The 20558-nt window shown below is 52.6% G+C and carries 19 protein-coding genes, 2 rRNA genes and 1 pseudogene; 19 read left to right on the forward strand and 3 right to left on the reverse strand.

The window, feature by feature from the left end:
- Positions 1–81: 81 nt before the first annotated feature.
- From ilvD to EQG79_RS25545, 11 genes are all read left to right on the forward strand, one after another.
- Complete coding sequence (ilvD, locus tag EQG79_RS25490; protein WP_129605412.1) at positions 82–1776, forward strand: dihydroxy-acid dehydratase; 1695 nt, start codon at positions 82–84, stop codon at positions 1774–1776.
- A gap of 16 nt (positions 1777–1792) precedes the next feature.
- A complete protein-coding gene (locus EQG79_RS25495; RefSeq protein WP_129605414.1) occupies positions 1793–2368 on the forward strand; it encodes an O-methyltransferase in 576 nt (191 codons plus the stop codon).
- Between the two features lie 47 nt (positions 2369–2415).
- On the forward strand, positions 2416–4158 hold the full coding sequence (ilvB, locus tag EQG79_RS25500; RefSeq protein WP_077923632.1) for a biosynthetic-type acetolactate synthase large subunit: 1743 nt from the start codon (positions 2416–2418) through the stop codon (positions 4156–4158).
- A gap of 171 nt (positions 4159–4329) precedes the next feature.
- Positions 4330–4866 carry an acetolactate synthase small subunit gene (ilvN, locus tag EQG79_RS25505; protein WP_077923757.1) on the forward strand — a complete coding sequence of 179 codons (537 nt, stop codon included), beginning with the start codon at positions 4330–4332 and terminating at the stop codon, positions 4864–4866.
- Positions 4867–5079: 213 nt separating this feature from the next.
- Entirely contained in the window at positions 5080–6123 is a 1044-nt protein-coding gene (gene ilvC / locus EQG79_RS25510) for a ketol-acid reductoisomerase (RefSeq protein WP_077923631.1), read from the forward strand.
- Between the two features lie 681 nt (positions 6124–6804).
- Positions 6805–7518: a DUF3667 domain-containing protein gene (locus tag EQG79_RS25515; protein WP_129605415.1), complete on the forward strand. Its 714-nt coding sequence runs from the start codon at positions 6805–6807 to the stop codon at positions 7516–7518.
- A 276-nt stretch (positions 7519–7794) separates the two neighbouring features.
- Positions 7795–8364 (forward strand): DUF4256 domain-containing protein, encoded by a 570-nt coding sequence (locus EQG79_RS25525; protein WP_129605417.1) that lies wholly within the window; start codon positions 7795–7797, stop codon positions 8362–8364.
- 140 nt (positions 8365–8504) lie between these two features.
- The gene (ilvA, locus tag EQG79_RS25530) at positions 8505–9770 is read left to right on the forward strand and encodes a threonine ammonia-lyase (protein WP_129605419.1); all 1266 of its coding nucleotides are present in this window, start codon (positions 8505–8507) and stop codon (positions 9768–9770) included.
- 25 nt (positions 9771–9795) lie between these two features.
- Positions 9796–10113: a nucleotidyltransferase family protein gene (locus EQG79_RS25535; RefSeq protein WP_077923626.1), complete on the forward strand. Its 318-nt coding sequence runs from the start codon at positions 9796–9798 to the stop codon at positions 10111–10113.
- A complete protein-coding gene (locus EQG79_RS25540) occupies positions 10094–10444 on the forward strand; it encodes a HepT-like ribonuclease domain-containing protein (protein ID WP_077923625.1) in 351 nt (116 codons plus the stop codon). The genes EQG79_RS25535 and EQG79_RS25540 overlap by 20 nt, the downstream gene beginning before the upstream one ends.
- A gap of 4 nt (positions 10445–10448) precedes the next feature.
- Positions 10449–11339 carry a helix-turn-helix transcriptional regulator gene (locus EQG79_RS25545; RefSeq protein ID WP_129605421.1) on the forward strand — a complete coding sequence of 297 codons (891 nt, stop codon included), beginning with the start codon at positions 10449–10451 and terminating at the stop codon, positions 11337–11339.
- An 11-nt stretch (positions 11340–11350) separates the two neighbouring features.
- On the opposite strand, the gene EQG79_RS25550 is transcribed toward EQG79_RS25545, so the two are convergent.
- Complete coding sequence (locus EQG79_RS25550) at positions 11351–11815, reverse strand: nucleotidyltransferase (protein WP_129605423.1); 465 nt, start codon at positions 11813–11815, stop codon at positions 11351–11353.
- Positions 11816–12051: 236 nt separating this feature from the next.
- On the opposite strand from EQG79_RS25550, the pseudogene EQG79_RS25560 reads away from it, so the two are divergent.
- The 8 genes and pseudogenes from EQG79_RS25560 to EQG79_RS25595 form a co-directional block, all read left to right on the forward strand.
- Positions 12052–12180: pseudogene (locus tag EQG79_RS25560) on the forward strand (helix-turn-helix domain-containing protein); the annotation flags it as partial.
- A gap of 373 nt (positions 12181–12553) precedes the next feature.
- Positions 12554–13045 carry a PepSY domain-containing protein gene (locus tag EQG79_RS25565; RefSeq protein ID WP_236648902.1) on the forward strand — a complete coding sequence of 164 codons (492 nt, stop codon included), beginning with the start codon at positions 12554–12556 and terminating at the stop codon, positions 13043–13045.
- 162 nt (positions 13046–13207) lie between these two features.
- On the forward strand, positions 13208–14608 hold the full coding sequence (gene leuC, locus EQG79_RS25570) for a 3-isopropylmalate dehydratase large subunit (protein ID WP_077923619.1): 1401 nt from the start codon (positions 13208–13210) through the stop codon (positions 14606–14608).
- Between the two features lie 100 nt (positions 14609–14708).
- Positions 14709–15320 (forward strand): 3-isopropylmalate dehydratase small subunit, encoded by a 612-nt coding sequence (gene leuD, locus EQG79_RS25575; protein ID WP_077923618.1) that lies wholly within the window; start codon positions 14709–14711, stop codon positions 15318–15320.
- Positions 15321–15422: 102 nt separating this feature from the next.
- Positions 15423–16946: an alpha-isopropylmalate synthase regulatory domain-containing protein gene (locus EQG79_RS25580; RefSeq protein ID WP_129605425.1), complete on the forward strand. Its 1524-nt coding sequence runs from the start codon at positions 15423–15425 to the stop codon at positions 16944–16946.
- A 90-nt stretch (positions 16947–17036) separates the two neighbouring features.
- Positions 17037–18113 carry a 3-isopropylmalate dehydrogenase gene (gene leuB / locus EQG79_RS25585; RefSeq protein WP_129605427.1) on the forward strand — a complete coding sequence of 359 codons (1077 nt, stop codon included), beginning with the start codon at positions 17037–17039 and terminating at the stop codon, positions 18111–18113.
- Between the two features lie 249 nt (positions 18114–18362).
- Positions 18363–19502, forward strand: a complete 1140-nt coding sequence (locus tag EQG79_RS25590) for a 2-isopropylmalate synthase (protein WP_077923615.1) — start codon at positions 18363–18365, stop codon at positions 19500–19502.
- Positions 19503–19582: 80 nt separating this feature from the next.
- A complete protein-coding gene (locus EQG79_RS25595) occupies positions 19583–20044 on the forward strand; it encodes a hypothetical protein (RefSeq protein ID WP_077923614.1) in 462 nt (153 codons plus the stop codon).
- A 167-nt stretch (positions 20045–20211) separates the two neighbouring features.
- Here the strand turns inward: EQG79_RS25595 and rrf are convergent.
- Together rrf and EQG79_RS25605 are read right to left on the reverse strand one after the other, a co-directional pair.
- Positions 20212–20322 (reverse strand): 5S ribosomal RNA (rrf, locus tag EQG79_RS25600).
- A gap of 120 nt (positions 20323–20442) precedes the next feature.
- Positions 20443–20558: ribosomal RNA gene (locus EQG79_RS25605) — 23S ribosomal RNA — on the reverse strand; the annotation flags it as partial.

A 20558-nucleotide genomic window follows, 5' to 3' on the forward strand; every position in this document is an offset into this window, starting at 1 on the left:
TGCGCCAAAAATTTTGATAAGTTAAGCAGAGGCTGTTTATTTACGGCAACATTACGCAATCAGCGAAATTTCGCTATAAGCATGATTACTAAAAACACCGAACTAAACGCATTTAGCCGCACCCTCACTCAGGAAGTAAGCAATCCTGCTGCCAAAGCCATGCTGTATGGGGTAGGACTCACGGAAGATGATATGCAAAAGCCTCAGATCGGTATAGCCAGTACCGGTTATGAGGGAAATACCTGTAACATGCACCTGAACGGATTATCCGTTTACGTGAAACAGGGCATTCAGGCTAATGGGCTGGTCGGGCTTATTTTCAATACCATCGGTGTATCAGACGGCATGACCAACGGGAACGCCGGTATGCAGTATTCGCTGCCCAGCCGCGATCTGATCGCCGACAGCATCGAATCGGTCGTGGCGGCTCAGTGGTACGACGGTGTCGTTACCGTAGTTGGCTGCGACAAAAACATGCCCGGCGCCGTTATGGCGATGGCTCGTCTCGACCGGCCCGGCATTATGGTCTACGGCGGCACGATCCGTTCGGGCCATTACAAAGGTCAGAAACTCGATATTGTGTCGGCGTTCGAGGCCCTTGGCAAAAAATATGCCAACAACATCTCCGACGAAGATTACGAAGGGGTGATCCGAAACGCCATTCCCGGCGCGGGAGCCTGCGGAGGGATGTATACGGCCAACACCATGGCCAGCAGCATCGAAGCAATGGGCCTCAGCCTGCCCTTTAGCAGCAGCTACCCCGCTACGCACGAAGGTAAACAGGAAGAGTGTAAGAAGATCGGAGCCGCCATGCGCGTGCTGCTCGAACAGAATATCACCCCGGCCGACATCATTACGCCCAAATCCATCGAGAACGCCCTGACCATCGTTATGGCGCTCGGCGGCTCTACCAACGCGGTACTGCACTACCTCGCCATTGCCCGGGCCGCCAACTTGTCGTTGTCACTCGACGATATTCAGGCCATCAGCGACCGTACGCCTTTACTGGCCGACCTGAAGCCCAGCGGTAAGTATTATATGGAAGACATGCTGGCTATCGGCGGGGTGCCGGCGGTGATGAAATACCTCTATCAGCAAGGTATGATCCACGGCGACTGCATGACCGTAACAGGCAAAACGGTTGCCGAAAACCTCGCCGATGCGCCCGACCTGAATTTCGATACCCAGAAAATCGTATTCCCGCTCACCCAGCCGATCAAAAAAACCGGCCATATTCAGATTCTGCGCGGCAACCTCGCCCCTACCGGCTCCGTAGCCAAAATTACGGGCAAGGAAGGCGAACGCTTCGAAGGCGTCGCCAAAGTCTGCGAACACGAGGGTGAAGTCATCGAAGCGCTGTCGAAAGGAGAAATTCTGCCGGGTCAGGTCATCGTAATCCGGAACAGCGGGCCTAAAGGCGGTCCGGGTATGAGCGAAATGCTGAAGCCCACCTCGGCCATTATGGGCGCGGGCCTGGGCGACAAAGTAGCGCTGATCACAGACGGGCGCTTCTCGGGCGGCACCCACGGGTTTGTGGTGGGTCACGTCACCCCCGAAGCCTTTGAGGGCGGACCGATCGCGCTGGTAAAAGATGGTGATCTGATTACGCTCGATGCCGTTGGCCGTGAGCTTACCCTGCACGTATCGGACGACGAGCTGGCCGAGCGCCGAAGCCACTGGGTACAGCCCCAGCCGCGGTTCAGCAAGGGCGTACTGGGCAAATATATCCGGAACGTGAAGTCGGCCAGCGAAGGCTGCGTAACCGACGAATTCTGAGAAAACGACTTATAGCATGTACAGCGACGACATCCATACTTTGCCCCCGGCCTATGCCGACATTGAAGCGGCCAGCCAGACCATTCGCTTCTCGATGCCATCGGACCGGCAAACGGGGGCGATACTGAAAATGCTGGCGGCTTCGAAGCCCAAGTCGAAGCTGCTGGAAATCGGTACGGGTACCGGACTGGCTACCGCCTGGCTCCTGGCCGGTATGGACGCCGACTCAACGCTGACATCGATCGATAACGAACCGGCTTATCAGGCCATAGCCCGCCAGGTCCTGGGTGCCGACGACCGCCTTCAGCTCGTATGCACCGACGCCGGAAACTGGCTGGAAACTACCGACCAGACATTCGACCTGATTTTTGCGGACGCCTGGCCGGGCAAATACGCCAATCTCGACGCCACCCTGAACGCGCTGGCGCCGGGTGGCCTGTACGTACTCGACGACATGCTGCCCCAACCTAACTGGCCCGACGGTCATGGCGACAATGTCGATAAACTCGTCCGCGAACTCGAAGGCCGCCACGACCTGCACCTGGTCAAACTGGCCTGGTCGACCGGGCTACTGATTGCCAGCCGCAACTAATAACAGCACTCAACAAACGAACGGAACCTATTCAAACGCACCCCCTTATGGAAACGGCCAGCGTGACACCCGATATAGATACTACGCCCGAGACGGTTCAGCTCCTCTCCGGCGCTCAGGCCCTGATGCACTCCCTCGTTGCCGAGCAGGTCGATACCATTTTCGGCTACCCCGGCGGTGCCATCATGCCCGTCTACGACGCTCTGTACGACTTTCAGGACCGCATCAACCACATTCTCGTGCGTCATGAACAGGGCGCAGGCCATGCCGCTCAGGGCTATGCCCGAATGCAGGGGCGGGCGGGCGTGTGTCTGGTCACCTCCGGACCGGGTGCTACCAACCTCGTTACGCCCATTGCCGATGCCCTAATCGACTCAACCCCGCTGGTTTGCATAGTGGGTCAGGTCGGTAAAAAGCTGCTCGGCACCGACGCCTTTCAGGAGGCCGATGTGATGGGCGTTACCATGCCGATTACGAAGTGGAACTATCAGATCACCACCGCCGACGAAGTTCCCGAAATCATAGCCCGGGCGTTCTACATCGCCCAGTCGGGTCGTCCCGGACCGGTGCTGATCGATATCACCAAAAGTGCCCAGCTGGAGCTGATGACGCAACCCTACTCCTACGAGCGGTGCAGGACCATCATCAGCTACCGGCCCCGTATGGTGCCTAAACCCGAACAGGTTGAGGCAGCCGCCAAACTGATCAACGGTGCCAAACGACCCTACATCCTGGCCGGACACGGGGTGCAGCTGGCAAAAGCTGAAGACGAACTGCGGCAGTTTGCGGAGAAAACCGGCATTCCGGTAGCTACTACCCTGCTGGGCCAGTCGACCATTTCGACCGATCACCCGCTGTACGTGGGCTGGCTCGGCATGCACGGCAACTACGGCCCCAACGTATTGACCGACGAAGCCGACGTGATCATTGCCATCGGCATGCGCTTCGACGATCGGGTCACGGGCGACGCCAGCAAGTACATCAGGCAGGCTAAAGTTATTCATATAGAGATCGATCCTTCCGAGATCGATAAGATCATCAAAGCCGACGCGCCCGTGGTGGGCGATGCCAAAGAAGCCCTCAGGGCGCTGCTCAAGCTCGTTCATCCCAACGATCATACCGTTTGGCGAAACGAGTTCAGGAAGTACGACGTCATTGAAAACGAGACCATTACCGTGCCGAGCCTCTCGGGCGACAGTGAGAAAATCCAGATGGGTGAGGTCATTGATCTCCTGTCGAAGAAAACCAACGGCGAAGCGGTTCTGGTTACCGACGTAGGGCAGCATCAGATGATGGCCTCCCGCTATTACCAGTTCCGTCGACCCAACAGCCTGGTCACGTCGGGCGGCATGGGCACGATGGGCTTTGCGTTACCGGCCGCGTTCGGCACCAAAGTTGGTGCGCCCGACCGCACAGTAGTGGCTATCATCGGCGACGGCTGTTTCCAGATGACCCTGCAGGAGCTGGGCACCATTGTGCAAAACAAACAGCCCGTTAAGGCAATCATCCTGAATAATAACTTCCTGGGCATGGTTCGGCAGTGGCAGCAGCTCTTCCACGAACGGCGCTACTCGTTCGTAGAACTGCAAAACCCGGATTTTATCACCATTGCCAAAGGCTTCGGTATGGACGGGCACACCTGTTCCGAGCGCGAGACGCTGTCCGAATCGCTCGACCGGATGCTGGCCCACGACGGCCCGTATCTGCTCGAAGTCATTGTGGAGAAAGAAGAAAACGTGTTTCCGATGGTACCCGCCGGCACCAGCGTATCGCAGATTCGATTGGCCTAGTGTGCAGCGTGGCGATGCTGCCTGACGGGTATGATCGCACACGCCCGCCCGGGGCTTGTTTATAACAATCAAGTTGGCAGACCATTCGTCATTGACTACTTATGGCTGCGGGTGCCCGGCAGTTAGGCCGCTCCCGACAGACTGGTTCAGTGACAATAAATGTCTTATACCATGACAACTTACACCATTTGCGTTTTTACGTCGAATACGATCGGGCTGCTGAACCGCATCACGATCATTTTCACGCGCCGGCGCATCAATATTGAAAGCCTGACCGTATCCGAAACCGAGCGGAAAGGAGTATCGCGTTTTACGATCGTAATCAAGCACGAGTCGCGCGAAGAAGTGGAAAAGCTGGTCCGGCAGATCCGGAAAATTGTAGAAGTAATGGCCGTTTTCGGCTATCTCAACGACGAGATCGTCTACAACGAAATTGCCATGTTTAAGATTTCGACTCCGCTGGGCGCCAAACCCCTCGACGTCGAAACGATCAACAGCAAATACAAAGCCTGGGTCGTATACTGGGGGCTGGATTATGTGGTGGTCGAGAAGACCGGCACCGAAACGGACATCTTCGATTTCTTTGCCTACATCCGCCAGCAGCACGACATTCTGGAATTCGTCCGGTCGGGCCGGGTCGCCGTCGGCAAAACGGAGCAGGGCCTGGTCGAGTACCTGCCCGAAGCCGAATGGGCCTACTACCTCTAGACCGCCGGGCCGCTCCGGGTCCTGGCTGGCTTTTGCGCTCCCGTTCCTTTTGTCATCCCGCCGAAGGAGAGATCTCAACGGATAGTCATCGACCGGACTGCTAAGGGCTGGGATCCCTCCTGCGTCGGAGTGACAAAAGAACAGAAATGGCACTGGGACAGCAGTAACACGATTGCAACCACTATTTTTTTACAACTAAAAAGAGTACCACAAATGGCACAAATTAACTTCGGCGGAACCGTAGAAAACGTCGTAACCCGCGAAGAATTCCCGCTCGAGAAAGCGCTGGAAACCCTTAAAAACGAAACGATCGCCGTTATTGGTTACGGTGTACAAGGTCCTGGCCAGTCGCTCAACATGCGCGATAACGGCTTCAACGTCATTGTGGGCCAGCGCAAAGGGAAAACCTTCGACAAGGCTGTGGCCGATGGCTGGGTTCCGGGCGAAACGCTGTTTGACATTGACGAAGCGCTGGAGCGCGGCACCATCATCTGCTTCCTGCTGTCCGATGCCGCCCAGATCGAACTGTGGCCAACGGTAAAAGCCGCGCTGAAGCCGGGTAAGTCGCTCTACTTCTCCCACGGCTTCGGCGTGACCTACAAAGAGAAAACCGGTATCGTTCCCCCGGCCGACGTTGACGTATTCCTCGTAGCGCCGAAAGGCTCGGGTACGTCGCTGCGCCGGTTGTTTGTAGAAGGAAAAGGCCTGAACTCGTCGTTTGCCATTTATCAGGATGCCAGCGGCCAGGCTCGCGAGAAATGCATCGCCATGGGAATCGGCGTTGGCTCAGGCTACCTGTTCGAAACCGATTTCTACAAAGAAGTAACCTCCGACCTGACGGGTGAGCGCGGCACGCTGATGGGCGCGATCCAGGGTATTTTTGCGGCCCAGTACGAAGTGCTGCGCGCCAATGGCCACAGCCCCTCCGAGGCTTTCAACGAAACGGTCGAAGAGCTAACCCAGTCGCTGATGCCGCTGGTAGCCGAGAACGGCATGGACTGGATGTACGCTAACTGCTCGACCACGGCCCAGCGCGGTGCCCTCGACTGGTGGAAACCCTTCCGCGACGCCACCAAGCCGGTTTTCGAACAACTGTACAACTCGGTAAAATCGCAGGAGCAGGCCGAAATCAGCATCACCCGCAACTCGCAGCCCGACTACCGCGAGAAGCTGGAAGTCGAGCTGGCTGAACTCCGCGACTCCGAAATGTGGCAGGCCGGTGCCGCCGTGCGCAACCTGCGGCCCGAGCGCAACTAAACCAAATACCTGTTGACAAGTAATCGGGTAGAGAGCAGCCATCGGGCCAGCTACTACCCGATTGCTGTTTGTAGAAGGGTCATAATTGAACGAAACTGTTGATATATTTGGTCTACGCTACTACATTGCCACATACCTATTCTAAAGCGGAACTGATATCGAATATAGTTGAGAGTCATTAGCCAACAACAATATTGCCAACATGATACAGCAACAAATAATCTATCCTACAGCCTAAAAGCTTTAAGTCATATTGAATGAAAAAAAAATGAAAGAGCATTAAGTGCAAGTAAAAATTTACATTGAAACTCTTGACAATCCAAGAAGCAACCTACTTTCTTTTGAATAGTTAGCTTTACAGGTCATAGCTATGAATCACAAATAAAATAACGAACATTTCGCATATTTATGAATTTATAATTATCGCTACAAACCACTAAATCGACACTAGCAAACAAAAAAAAGTTATAGCATAAAACGCCTTTTTATGAGCAATAACTGGTTTTGATTTCAGTCGATGAAAAACACAAACCATCAGAATTGATATTAAAATTTTTTTAAATTAATTTCAATACCAATAATATGAAAAGCAGAACGTCGGCATATCATCCATATCTAGCATTTATGACAACGATAGTAAACCAACTTTAATTAAAGAATCAACAAACATTGACCAACAAAATGAACTGTAAAAACTGTACTACCGAAGTACATTCAAATTATTGTCCAGATTGTGGACATCCAACGAATCTGAAACGGATCGATGGTCATTACATTGTTCATGAAATTGAACATGTGCTGCATTTTGAGCGTGGTATCTTGTATACAATCAGGGAGCTAATAACAAACCCGGGGCAAAACGTCAGAAATTATCTATCTGAGAACAGGAACCGACTCGTAAAGCCAATTATTTTCATCATTATAACCTCATTAATCTATTCGGTTGCAATCAGTTTTTTTCACATAGAAGACGATTATGTAAAATTTAAAGGCGCTGAATTAACAACAACGGTAAAAATTTTCTCGTGGATACAAGGGCACTATGGCTATGCCAACATCATTATGGGTATATTCATTACTTTGTGGATAAAACTATTCTTCAGAAAATCTAATTATAACCTATTTGAGGTTTTAATTCTACTTTGCTTTGTGATGGGAATAGGCATGCTGATTTTTGCTCTGTTTGCTTTGGCACAAGGATTAACAAAAGCAAATTTGATGGCCATCGGTGGCCTAGTGGGTATTATCTACTGTTCCTGGGCAATAGGCAGTTTTTTCGGAAGGGATAAAATTACAAATTATGTGAAAGCATTCTTTGCTTATATGCTTGGCATGATAACGTTTACTGTAGCCGCCATTCTCCTAGGTTTTTTGATCGACTTCATTATAAAATAGCAAACGCATGGAAAACAAAAAGGGAGTAAATGTTGTGTTTATCATTGTAGCGTTCACATTGGGAACCACGCTGCTAAGGCATTTTAATTTTCAAACGCTCAGCTTCAAAATGCCTGTGTTAGATATACTTTTCCTGATTACATTCATTATAGCCATTTATTTGATTATTAAAGACTACAAAAAAACAACAAAAGAATAAACAACAGCGACTATTATAGGGATTATCACATGATAACTGACCTAGTTCTATAAACCACCTCTACACAATTCAACTGCATGGCCCCGGCAAACCAACCCGTTTTGACTCCAGACCAACGCGAAGAAATGCTCCGTGTGTTGAAAGCGCGGTTTGAGAAGAACAAAAACCGTCATCGGGACGTTGCCTGGGCCGACGTGGCGGCAAAGCTGGACGCGAACCCAGCCAAATTATGGTCGCTTAACGAAATGGAATTGACCGGTGGCGAACCCGACGTGGTTGCGTATGACAGCGCGACAGACGAGTACGTTTTTTACGACTGTTCGGCCGAAAGCCCAAAAGGTCGTCGGAGCGTTTGTTACGACCGCCAGGGTCAGGACTCGAGAAAAGAGAACAGGCCGGAACATAACGCGGTCGATCTGGCGGCCGAACTGGGTATCGACCTGCTCACCGAGGAGCACTACCGGGCGCTGCAGCAACTCGGCGCCTTCGATACCAAAACGTCGAGCTGGATCCAGACACCGGCTGCTATCCGAAAACTGGGCGGTGCGCTCTTTGCCGAATATCGCTACGGCCATGTTTTTGTTTTCCACAACAGCGCCCCCTCCTACTATGCCGCCCGTGGCTTTCGTGGCTCGCTGCGGGTTTGAGCCAGGTTTGGACAGCCACCCGCTTCCTTAGCCCCGAGGCTGTTATCCTTACTTTGTTTTCTTAACGGGCTTTTGGCTCGTTACCTATCCCCGGCAGAGATTTTGTATTTTTGTACAAAAAGCACTCATCAGCAACAGCCGTGGTAGACACCGATCAGCATACCCTCGCTCCCGATCTCGACAATATATACCTCGCGGCCGACCGGCTCCGTGGCATTGCGACCCATACGCCCCTGCAGGAAAATCTGAACCTGTCGGATCGCTACGAAGCCAACATCTTTCTGAAGCGCGAAGACCTGCAGGTGGTTCGGTCGTATAAGATTCGGGGTGCCTACAACAAAATGGCGTCGCTGCCTCAGGAAGCGCTCGCCAAAGGCGTGGTTTGCGCCAGCGCCGGTAACCACGCGCAGGGCCTGGCCTATGCCTGCCGGAAAATGGGCGTTAAAGGCACGATTTTCATGCCTACCACCACCCCAAACCAGAAGGTGAAGCAGGTAAAACTGTTCGGTAAAGAGTTCGTTGACGTGGTCCTGATCGGCGATACCTACGACGATGCCTACATGGCTGCCAACGAGTACGTACAGACCCACGACAGCACTTTTGTTCACCCCTTCGACGACATACTGGTGATGGAAGGCCAGGGAACCGTTGGACTGGAAATTTTCAAAGACGCCAGTTTCAAGATCGATTACGTGCTGATGGCCATTGGCGGGGGCGGACTGGCTTCGGGGGTGTCGACGGTTTTTAAGCAGCTTAGCCCTAAAACCAAACTGATCGGCGTGGAACCGCTGGGGTCGCCTTCCATGAAAGTATCGATGGATGAGGGCCACGTTGTTCCGCTCGACCATATCGACAAGTTCGTCGACGGAGCGGCCGTGAAGCGCGTGGGCGATATCACCTTCGAAATCTGCCGCCAGAACCTCGACCGGGTGGTGCTGGTACCCGAGGGTAAGGTTTGTACAACCATCCTGCAACTCTACAACGAAGAAGCCATCGTGGCCGAGCCCGCCGGCGCCCTCAGCATTGCCGCGCTCGATCTGCTGAAAGACGAAATCAAAGGCAAAAACGTAGTTTGTCTGGTAGGGGGCGGCAACAATGACATTACCCGTACGGAAGAAATCAAGGAGCGGTCGCTGCTGTACGAAGGGCTCAAACATTATTTCATTATCCGGTTTCCGCAACGCTCCGGTGCTTTCCGCGACTTCCTGAACGTGCTCGGCCCCACCGACGATATTACCCGCTTCGAGTACGCCAAGAAAACCAACCGCGAAACCGGCCCCGCGCTGGTCGGCATCGAACTGAAAAACCGCGACGATTTTGAGCCGCTCATCCAGCGTATGCAGGCCCAGAATATCGTGTTCGAGCACGTCAATGACAAACCCGATTTGTTCCAGTTTTTGATCTAAATTTGGCTGTCCCCAATTAACACCTATGCAAACGGCCGTTACCAATAAGCAGCAAGTATTTGAGCGGGTTCATTCGCACCGATCAGCTATAGAATTGTTTGGGGCAGCCCGACTAGGATTATTTGGATCGTTTGTGAGAGATGAACAGACTCCGGATAGCGATGTAGACTTTGTGGTTGAATTTCAGGAAGGGAAAAAAACCTTTCGGAATTTCATGAACATGGCCGATTATCTGGAAAAGGTTCTCAATCGAAAAGTCGACTTGCTTACTTGGGAAGGAATGGCTTCGTTTGTTAAACGAGAAGTTGAAAAAGAGATCGAATATGTCCCGTTCAACGCTTGAGTTTTTACAGCATATACAACGAGAACTGACGTATTTAATGGGGCGGTCAGCCGATATGAGTTATGATGATTTTATTACGAATGACGATTTGATTCGGGCCTTTGTCCGAAGTTTCGAAATTGTGGGAGAGGCTTGTAAAAATGTGCCCGAAGACATTCGTTTCAGTAATCCTGAATTTAACTGGAGTGGCTTTGCCAAGTTACGCGACCGGCTGATTCACCACTATTGGGGTATTGAGTATCAAATTATCTGGAATGCTATTTTGACAGAAGTTCCTTCAAACAAGGAATGGATAGATTTACTAGTTGAGCAGGAGCTGAATAAATTATAGCTACATGCTTCGCGTCCCATCGTCCATACAGCCCAGTCAGTTTGCGTCGCTGAGCATCCGCCGACCTGGCACCGACCCGGCCGACGGTTCGCGGTCCGACGGTTCGGAGATGACTTTTGTGGCGTATCGGAGCGATGTGTATCCCGAGCGGAACGAGGTCTTTTTTGAGGAGCATGCCGTAATCGTTGTGCTGGAAGGCGAGAAAAAATTCAACTCGCCCACCCAGGAGCTCCACGTCCGGAAAGGGCAGATCCTGTTTTTTCAGCGGGGGTGCTACTCCATGAACGAGTCCATCGACGCGAACTACAAAAGCCTGGTCTTCTTCGTTAATGAGAAGATGCTCAAGGAGTTTGTCAACCAGCACCTCTCCCTCTTTCAGGACCGGCACCGTCCGCTGCCCGACGAGCCTATTTTGTCGCTGACCTCTTCGCCAGCCTTTACGACATTTATTCAGTCGCTGCTGCCGTATTTCGGGTCGGGCACACCGTTTCTGAACGAACTGCTTCGGCTTAAGTTTCAGGAGTTACTGCTCCACCTGCTCGAACTCGATACAAGCGGTCAGCTGCGGGCCATTCTGCTCCACATTTACCAGGGCCAGAAAGCGGATCTCAACTACCTGATGAATACCTACCTGCTCAAACCCTTATCGATGGACGAGCTGGCGCGGCTGTCGGGGCGGAGCTTATCGGCCTTCAAACGCGACTTCGAAGCACAGTTTCATACCTCGCCCGGCCACTGGATCCGCCAGCGACGGCTCGAGCACGCCCACTTTCTGCTCCGCAACACCACCAAAAACGTCTCCGAAGTCAGCATGGAGATCGGCTACGAGAGCGTTTCCCATTTCATCAAGGCCTACAAACAGCAGTACGGCACCACGCCCAAACGGGGTAACTGAGTAAAAACTGTCTATTGATTTGACTGCCGAAGGTTATCGATGTCGTTTTGATCACGAGGGCGCCCGGCAGCTCGCTTGGCCTGAAGTAAATGATTGTAATGAATGAGCCGAACCTGCACACCCTCCACATCAACGTCGGAAGCCTGCTCATACGACTCTTCAAATACAAGCCCTTTTATAGCGGTAATGATGTCAATAGCTACTGGCTGACGACCAAATGTGAATACGTCAAAAGCAGGATTGCTAAGGAAGTTATCGAGCGTCATGTCAAATGTTGGCATGCCAAAAAGCGCAAAAGCCTCGACTAAACGAGCATAGTTGTCAACCGATTTCTCAACCCAGATATCCATATCGCCCGTGGTTCGACTATACCCGTGTAGAATCACCGAGTAACCACCCACCAACACGTAGCGAACGCCACACACCTTCAGCGCGTGCAGGAAATCACGAAAATCATCATTGAAGAGATTTGCCATCCTAACTGGTGTGCTTGCGCGCCGAGAAGGCGGTTCTGTCCAGGCGGGGCGGTTTATCAGGATCGTAGCGGTAAGCCACACTGTTCAAGTAGGCGGCTACACGTAAACGATCAGCATATGCAGTGGGTTGGCAGGCCATGTGATATTGCTCGGTCTGCTCGAAGGTACCTGCATGAAAGGCGCTTCTATCTAATCGATATGCCATGAACAAATATAGTCATTCGGTAAGATACACTTCATTTCTGCTCCGCAACACCACCAAAAACGTCTCCGAAGTCAGCATGGAGATCGGCTACGAGAGCGTCTCCCATTTCATCAAGGCCTACAAACAGCAGTACGGCACCACGCCCAAACGGGGTAATTGAGTTTGACACGAACCACCGTTCGTTCTCATGCTCGAAACAGACACAACAGGAGGACTGTCCTTCAGCAACTCAGCCTCAAGCTAAAAACACGTTTCCTGATCAACGGGTTGGGGCCTTGATTACCGCCTTGTGTTAATACGCAGCTCAACGATCCATTACTTGCTGCGAGCAGCGTCATCGACGTCTTAGTAACCTGGGCGGTACTTACTTCTTACCAGAAATCGCTGTAGTTTGCGGCTTAGTTTATGCAGCGCTGAAAACCCTGCAATACCCTCTACAATCCATTATGACGGAGAGCCAGAAAAGACAACAGCAAGCCAAAGTATTACGGATTTCCAGAAAACTACATCGAACAACGGGGGCTCTGTTATTTGTGTTCTTTTTGTTTATCTCCGTAACCGGTTTACTGCTGGGCTGGAAGAAAAATAGCGGTGGGCTCCTGCTCCCCAAATCCTACAAAGGCACATCGACCAATCTGGCAGACTGGCTGCCGCTCGATAGCCTGCATAAAAACGCCTGTCGGATAGTACAGGACTCGATATCGCCCGAATTGTCGCTGGAGCTGGAGCGGATCGACGTTCGGAAAGATAAAGGCATGGTCAAATTCGTGTTTGCCGATCATTTCTGGGGTGTACAGCTGGATGGCGCCACCGGCAAACTGCTCCACATCGAACAACGACGGTCCGACTTTATCGAGAAAATCCACGACGGCTCTATCCTCGACTTCTACGCCGGAACCAGCGACGGCCAGATCAAACTCGTTTACACTACCATTACCGGCCTGGCCCTGCTGCTGTTTACGGTAACCGGATTCTGGCTTTGGTACGGCCCCAAGCGAATGCGGCAAAACGCGGCAAACCGTTGATAGAGCTGATTATATTCACGCATCATCATTACCAGCCAATGTAGTTTTCCGTCCATTCGCCAATCAAGAACCAAAAACGCTATTTATTGGACGCGTAACGAGATGCCGGCCTGATAACAACTCATCACCTTTGTAGCTACGAACAAAGTTTCCGCTACAACAATGAGTACCCCAAAAACCTTATTTGATAAAGTCTGGGATGCGCACGTCATCCGGCACGTCGAAGATGGCCCCGATGTGTTGTTCATCGACCGTCATTTCATCCATGAAGTAACCAGCCCCGTAGCGTTTCTGGGTCTCGAGGGCCGGGGCGCGCCGGTACTGTTTCCCGGCCGAACCTTCGCCACCGCCGATCACAACACACCTACCCTCAACCAGCACCTACCCGTTGCCGATCCGCTATCAGCCAATCAGCTCAGGGCGCTGGAAGTCAACACGGCTAAGTATGGCATTTCACACTGGGGTTTGGGCCACCAGAAAAACGGCATTGTGCACGTAATCGGCCCCGAAAACGGCATCACCCTACCCGGCATGACCATCGTCTGTGGCGACTCGCATACGTCGACCCACGGTGCGTTTGGGGCCATTGCGTTCGGAATCGGTACCTCGGAAGTAGAAATGGTGCTGGCCTCGCAGTGTATCATGCAGCCGAAGCCAAAGAAAATGCGGATCACGGTAAACGGTACGCTTGGTAAGGCGGTCATGCCCAAAGACGTCATTCTTTACATCATCGCGCAGATTTCGGCCAGTGGCGCAACGGGCTACTTTGTCGAATACGCCGGCGAGGTGTTCCGCAACATGAGCATGGAAGGCCGCATGACGGTCTGTAACATGAGCATCGAGATGGGCGCGCGCGGTGGTATCATTGCCCCCGACCAGACCACCCTCAACTACCTGAACGGCCGCGAAATGGCGCCTAAAGGCGAAGCCTGGGATAAGCTGGTTCCGTACTGGGAGTCGCTCAGCACCGACGACGGGGCCGAGTTCGACGTAGATCTGACCTTCGATGCGGCCACTATCGAACCGCAGATTACGTACGGTACCAACCCCGGTTTGGGCACGGGTATATCGCGGCAGATTCCAATAGCCGAAGCGGTAAAAGACGGCGCGGCCAGTTACAAAAAATCGTTGCAGTACATGGGCTTCGCCGAGAACGAATCGATGGTCGGCAAACCCATTGACTTCGTTTTTCTGGGCAGCTGCACCAACGGTCGGATCGAGGATTTCCGCGCGTTTGCGTCGATCGTAAAAGGCCACCGGAAAGCCGATAACGTTACGGCCTGGCTCGTACCGGGCTCGCACGTGGTTGAGCGACAGATCAAAGAAGAAGGTATTCTGGACATCCTGACCGAAGCCGGTTTTGAACTCCGTCAGCCGGGTTGCTCAGCCTGTCTGGCCATGAACGAAGACAAGATTCCGGCCGGTAAATACGCCGTTTCTACCTCGAACCGCAACTTCGAAGGTCGTCAGGGGCCGGGCGCCCGCACCCTGCTGGCCAGCCCGCTCGTTGCCGCTGCAGCCGCCGTAACAGGCAAAGTCACAGATCCCAGAGAATTCATATAGCGATGAACTATGAGTGCTGAGTTATGAGCGGCCGATATGAACCGACCGACCTTAACACTTATCACTCATCGTTCATCACTCATAACTTATTACGGTAAACATGGCTTACGATAATTTCACCATTCTTCGCAGTGCGGCCGTTCCGATGCCCATCGAGAACGTCGATACGGATCAGATTATTCCTGCCCGCTTCCTGAAAGCGACGGAGCGCAAAGGTTTTGGCGACAACCTGTTCCGCGACTGGCGCTACAACCCCGACAATACCCCCAAAGCCGATTTTGTACTCAACAATCCAACCTATTCGAGCAATGGCCCAGCCCGTAAAATTCTGGTGGGTGGCAAAAATTTCGGCAGCGGATCGAGCCGCGAACATGCAGCCTGGGCTATTTACGACTATGGTTTCCGCTGCGTCGTATCGAGCTTCTTCGCCGATATTTTCAAGAACAACTGCCTCAACGTCGGCATCCTGCCCGTTACGGTTAGCCCCGAGTTTGCGGACAGAATCTTCGCAGCCATCGAAGCCGACCCCAGCACCGAACTGGAAGTGAACCTGCCTGAGCAGACCATTACCCTCCTGGCAACGGGCGATAGTGAGCGCTTCGCCATCAACGAGTACAAGAAGCACAACCTGCTCAACGGCTACGACGACATCGACTACCTCCTGTCGATGAAATCCGAAATCGAAGCCTTTGCCGATACCAGACCGTTCTAACCTTACTGAGTGATTGAGTAAATGGCGATGGAGTGAATGGGGCGCGTTATCAGGCGCACTGGCCACTCCGTCAATCGTTTGCTCAACCACTCATTTTGCTTCATGAAAACCCGCCGTTATATTGAAATTATGGATACGACCCTCCGCGATGGTGAACAGACCAGCGGGGTGTCGTTTTCGGCGTCCGAGAAACTGGCGTTAGCCCAGGTACTGCTTACCGAGGTAAAGGTTGATCGGGTAGAGGTGGCGTCGGCACGGGTGTCGGCGGGCGAGCTGGAGGCCGTTCGGCAGATTACGCGCTGGGCAGCCGGTATGGGTTTGCTCGACCGGGTCGAGGTGCTGACCTTTGTCGATGGGCAAGCCTCCCTCGACTGGATGCGGGAATCGGGCGCTAAAGTCATGAACCTGCTGACGAAGGGGTCCATGAACCACCTGACTCATCAGCTCAAGAAAACGCCCGACCAGCATTTTGGCGATATTCAACAGATGGTTAGCCAGGCCCAGCTGGCCGGTTTCCAGATCAATGTGTATCTGGAAGACTGGAGCAATGGCATGCGTAACTCGCCCGACTACGTATTTCAGTTTCTGGATTTTCTGCAAACCCAACCCATCCGCCGGGTTCTTCTGCCCGATACACTGGGGGTGCTGACCCCGTCTGAATCGTATCAGTTCGTTTATCAGCTGGTAAACCGCTATCCCAGGCTCCACTTCGATTTTCACGCCCATAACGACTACGACCTCGGGGTGGCCAACGTGATGGAAGCCATACGGGCCGGCGCCCACGGCATTCACCTGACCGTAAACGGGCTGGGTGAGCGGGCCGGTAATGCACCCCTGGCCAGTACCCTGGCCGTGTTGCACGACTTCATGCCGGAGGTAAAACTGGGGGTGGTCGAAAAATCGCTCTATCAGGTCAGCAAAATTGTCGAAACGTTCTCCGGCCTTCGGATTCCGGATAACAAACCCGTAGTGGGCGACAATGTGTTCACCCAGACGGCCGGCATCCATGCCGATGGCGACAAGAAAAACAATCTCTACTTTAACGCGCTGCTGCCCGAACGCTTCGGTCGCAAACGCAGCTACGCCCTCGGTAAAACCTCCGGCAAAGCCAATATCGAGAACAACCTGCGTGAGCTGGGTATTCAGCTATCGGACGATGACCTTCGGAAAGTGACCCAGCGGGTTATCGAACTGGGCGACCAGAAAGAGGTCGTTACCCGCGAGGACCTACCCTATGTTATTGCCGACGTGCTCAACACCAACGCGGTGGCATCGCGGGTAGAAGTGCTCAACTACGTGCTGACTCATTCTAAAGACCTGAAGCCGTCGGCTACATTACGAGTACGCATCGATAGCGAACAGTTTGAAGAAAATGCCCAGGGCGACGGGCAGTACGATGCGTTTATGAACGCGCTGAAGAAAATTTACAGCCGTAAAAAGCTCGTTCTGCCCGAACTGACCGACTACGCCGTACGGATTCCGACCGGTGGCCGTACGGATGCGCTCTGCGAGACCATCATCACCTGGAAAGTCAAAAATCACGAATTCAAAACCCGGGGCCTCGACTCTGATCAGACCGTATCGGCGATTAAGGCAACCCAAAAAATGTTGAATACTTTAGACTAAAGGAAACGCCTGCTGAAAGAGAGCCGGTCCGATCGTATACGTTCGCAGCACCGTCTCCTCTTATCTACGCGTTTCTCCATTCTCTTTTTCATGAAAAAACACATCCTTGTAGTTCCCGGCGACGGCATTGGTGCCGAAGTAACAACCGTTGGCAAGCAGGTTCTCGAAGCCATTGCCCGGAAATTTGGTCACGAATTTACCTACGACGAAGCCCTTATTGGCCACGTCGCTATCGAAGCAACCGGCTCGCCCCTGCCCGGCGAAACCCTGACCAAAATGCGGGCAGCCGATGCAATCCTGTTCGGTGCCGTTGGCCATCCCAAGTACGATAACGATCCTACCGCCAAAGTCCGTCCCGAGCAGGGTCTGCTGCAGATGCGCAAAGAACTGGGACTTTACGCCAACCTGCGGCCCATCAAACTCTTTGACGAACTGCTCGATGCATCGAGTATCAAGCCCGAAATTCTGCGGGGTGCCGACATCCTGTTCTTCCGTGAACTGACCGGCGATGTTTATTTTGGCAAACGCGAACGACTCGACGAAGGCAATACCGCCTACGATACAATGATCTACAGCAAATACGAAGTAGAACGTATTGTTCGGAAGGCGTTCGAAGCCGCCCGCACCCGTAACAAGCGGCTCTGTTCGGTAGATAAAGCTAACGTACTGGAAAGCAGCCGACTGTGGCGGGAAGTGGTTCAGGCAATTGCCCCCGAATACGCCGACGTAGAGGTCGAACACCAGTTCATCGATGCTGCCGCCATGCTGCTCATCAAAGATCCAAAACGGTTTGACGTTGTCGTTACGGGCAACCTCTTCGGCGATATCCTGACCGACGAAGCCAGCCAGATTGCCGGATCGATGGGTATGCTGGCCTCGGCTTCTGTTGGCGACAATACCGGCGTATATGAGCCTATCCATGGCTCTGCGCATGATATTACCGGCAAAGGAGTAGCTAACCCGCTGGCTTCTGTATTATCGGTAGCACTGATGCTCGACATATCCTTTGGCCTGAAAGCCGAAGCCGAAGCTGTTGTCGGCGCCGTAGACGCTGTGCTGAAAGCCGGCTACCGGACCCGTGACATTGCTGGTCCAACCACCCAGCCCGAGCATGTGTTAGGAACCGATGCCATGGGGCAGCAAATTTTGCAACTCCTTCAGGCATAGCTGTCAGATAGGCTGGTATTAAAAATAAAATTTCATTTGCAGATCTTTTTTAAAACTCTATTTTTGTAGCGTGTTTACGCAACCAGCGAAATTTCGCCGATGATCCTGATGCCTTCACTTAACCGACTGCAGAAACCTTACGTTTGTTGACGGAGAAAGATAGGCTTTCCTATAAATGCTCTTTCTCGCAACAGGAAGAGCATTTTTTATACAATCAGATAAATTGCCAATCAGTCATTACTACTAAGTATGAGCCAGCGAGTTTATATTTTCGATACCACCCTGCGCGATGGTGAGCAAGTTCCCGGCTGTCAGCTAACCACCGAAGAAAAGATTGTTGTGGCCAGAGAACTGGAGCGACTTGGGGTTGACATTATCGAAGCCGGCTTCCCGGTTTCCAGCCCCGGCGATTTTCGCTCGGTTGTTGAAATTGCCAAAGCTGTTACAGAACCAACCGTCTGCGCGCTAAGCCGGGCGGTCAAGGGTGATATCGACGCGGCTGGTGAAGCGCTGAAACTGGCTAAACGGGGCCGTATCCATACGGGCATAGGCTCTTCGGATATACATATCCGGAACAAGTTTGGTAGTACGCGGGAGAAGATCCTGGAGCAGGCCGTAGCAGCCGTCAAACACGCCAAAACGTACGTTGAAGATGTCGAGTTTTACGCTGAAGATGCCGGACGGGCAGACCTGGTCTTCCTGGCGCAGCTGACCGAAGCTGTCATCCGGGCCGGTGCTACGGTTGTCAATATCCCGGACACGACCGGTTACTGCCTGCCCGACGAGTATGGTCGTAAAATCGCTTACATCTACGAAAACGTATCCAACGTCCATCAGGCTACTATTTCGATCCACTGCCACAATGATCTGGGCCTGGCCACCGCCAATACGCTGGCGGGTGTGATGAACGGCGCTCGTCAGGTTGAGGTTACGATGAATGGCATTGGCGAACGGGCGGGCAATACATCCCTGGAAGAGGTCGTCATGGCGCTTAAAGTACACAAAGAACTAGGCTACTACACCAATGTTGACTCAACCCGTCTTTTCCCCGTCAGCAATCTTGTCTCGCAGATGATGCGCATGCCAGTACAGGCGAACAAAGCCATTGTTGGTCGCAACGCTTTCGCGCATTCGTCGGGTATCCACCAGGATGGCTTTCTAAAGCATTCGGAGAATTACGAGATCATGAATCCGCATGATGTGGGTGTACCGGAGTCGTCTATCGTATTGACGGCTCGCAGCGGCCGTCATGCCCTCAAACATCGGCTCGAACTGCTGGGCTTCCGTTACGATAAACCAACCCTGGATGGCATTTACACGCGCTTCCTGGACATGGCCGATATCCGTAAAGAAGTGAACGATAAAGACCTGATGGAGCTGGTTCGATAATCTATCAACACCCAACGCCAACGGCGAACAAAACGGATTAACAGGCTGTTAGCCAGTCAATCAATAAACCTTGTTTTATCATGGCACGACCAACCCCCGAACTTATTGATGCGTTGCGCCGTACGGCTCGTAATCTGGCTAATGGATCTCCTTACCAGTGGGGTCATATGGGTGGCTGCAACTGTGGCAATCTGGCGCAGGTTTTAACCAAGCTAAACAAAGATCAAATTCACCAGTACGCCATGCAGCGCTACGGTGACTGGAATGAACAGGTCGATGATTACTGCCCCACCAGTCAGATGCCGCTGGATATTGTGATCAATGAAATGCTGAACGCTGGCTTGATGCTGGAAGATCTCAAGCACCTCGAACGGTTGGATGATCGGGCAGTACTGGCTCGTTTTCCGCTCGAAAAACGATACCTCAAGCATAATGTCCGGGATGATGTAGTGGCATACATGAACGCCTGGGCCGATCTGCTCGAAGAACAGCTGCTTGCTAAAATCACCCTCCCAACGTTCAGCGAACTCGAACTCGCTTAATACCACTTATAACATAAGGGCGGCTATGGTGAATCCCATCTGGGGTCTCTATAGCCGCCCTTATATTGTATTCAGGCATGCGGATCTCGCTCCTCGTCGTAAAATAGCTTATATATGCAAAAAGCCGTCACCCGGATCGGGTAACGGCTTTCGCGTTTAATAACAGCAGGTGGCACCTTCCTACTCTCCCACTTGTGACAGCAGTACCATCGGCAGTACGGGGCTTAACGGCTCTGTTCGGAATGGAAGAGGTGTTCACCCGCCTTACCAGCACCAACCTGCTTGTTGTTCGTCGATCGACACCATCCCCTCACGGGACCGGCTCGATCAGATAGCTCAAGTCTTTTTCCCCACAGGAAAACCAGAAAACAATAGCCACTATAGTACCAGACAAAGCGAAGCACACGCGTCCGGGGCCATTAGTACGGCTCAGCTCAACACATCTCTGTGCCTACACCTGCCGCCTATCAACGTCGTCGTCTCCAACGCCCCTTTATACCGGATGACTCATCTC

Source organism: Spirosoma sordidisoli (assembly GCF_004138325.1).
Lineage (GTDB): Bacteria > Bacteroidota > Bacteroidia > Cytophagales > Spirosomataceae > Spirosoma > Spirosoma sordidisoli.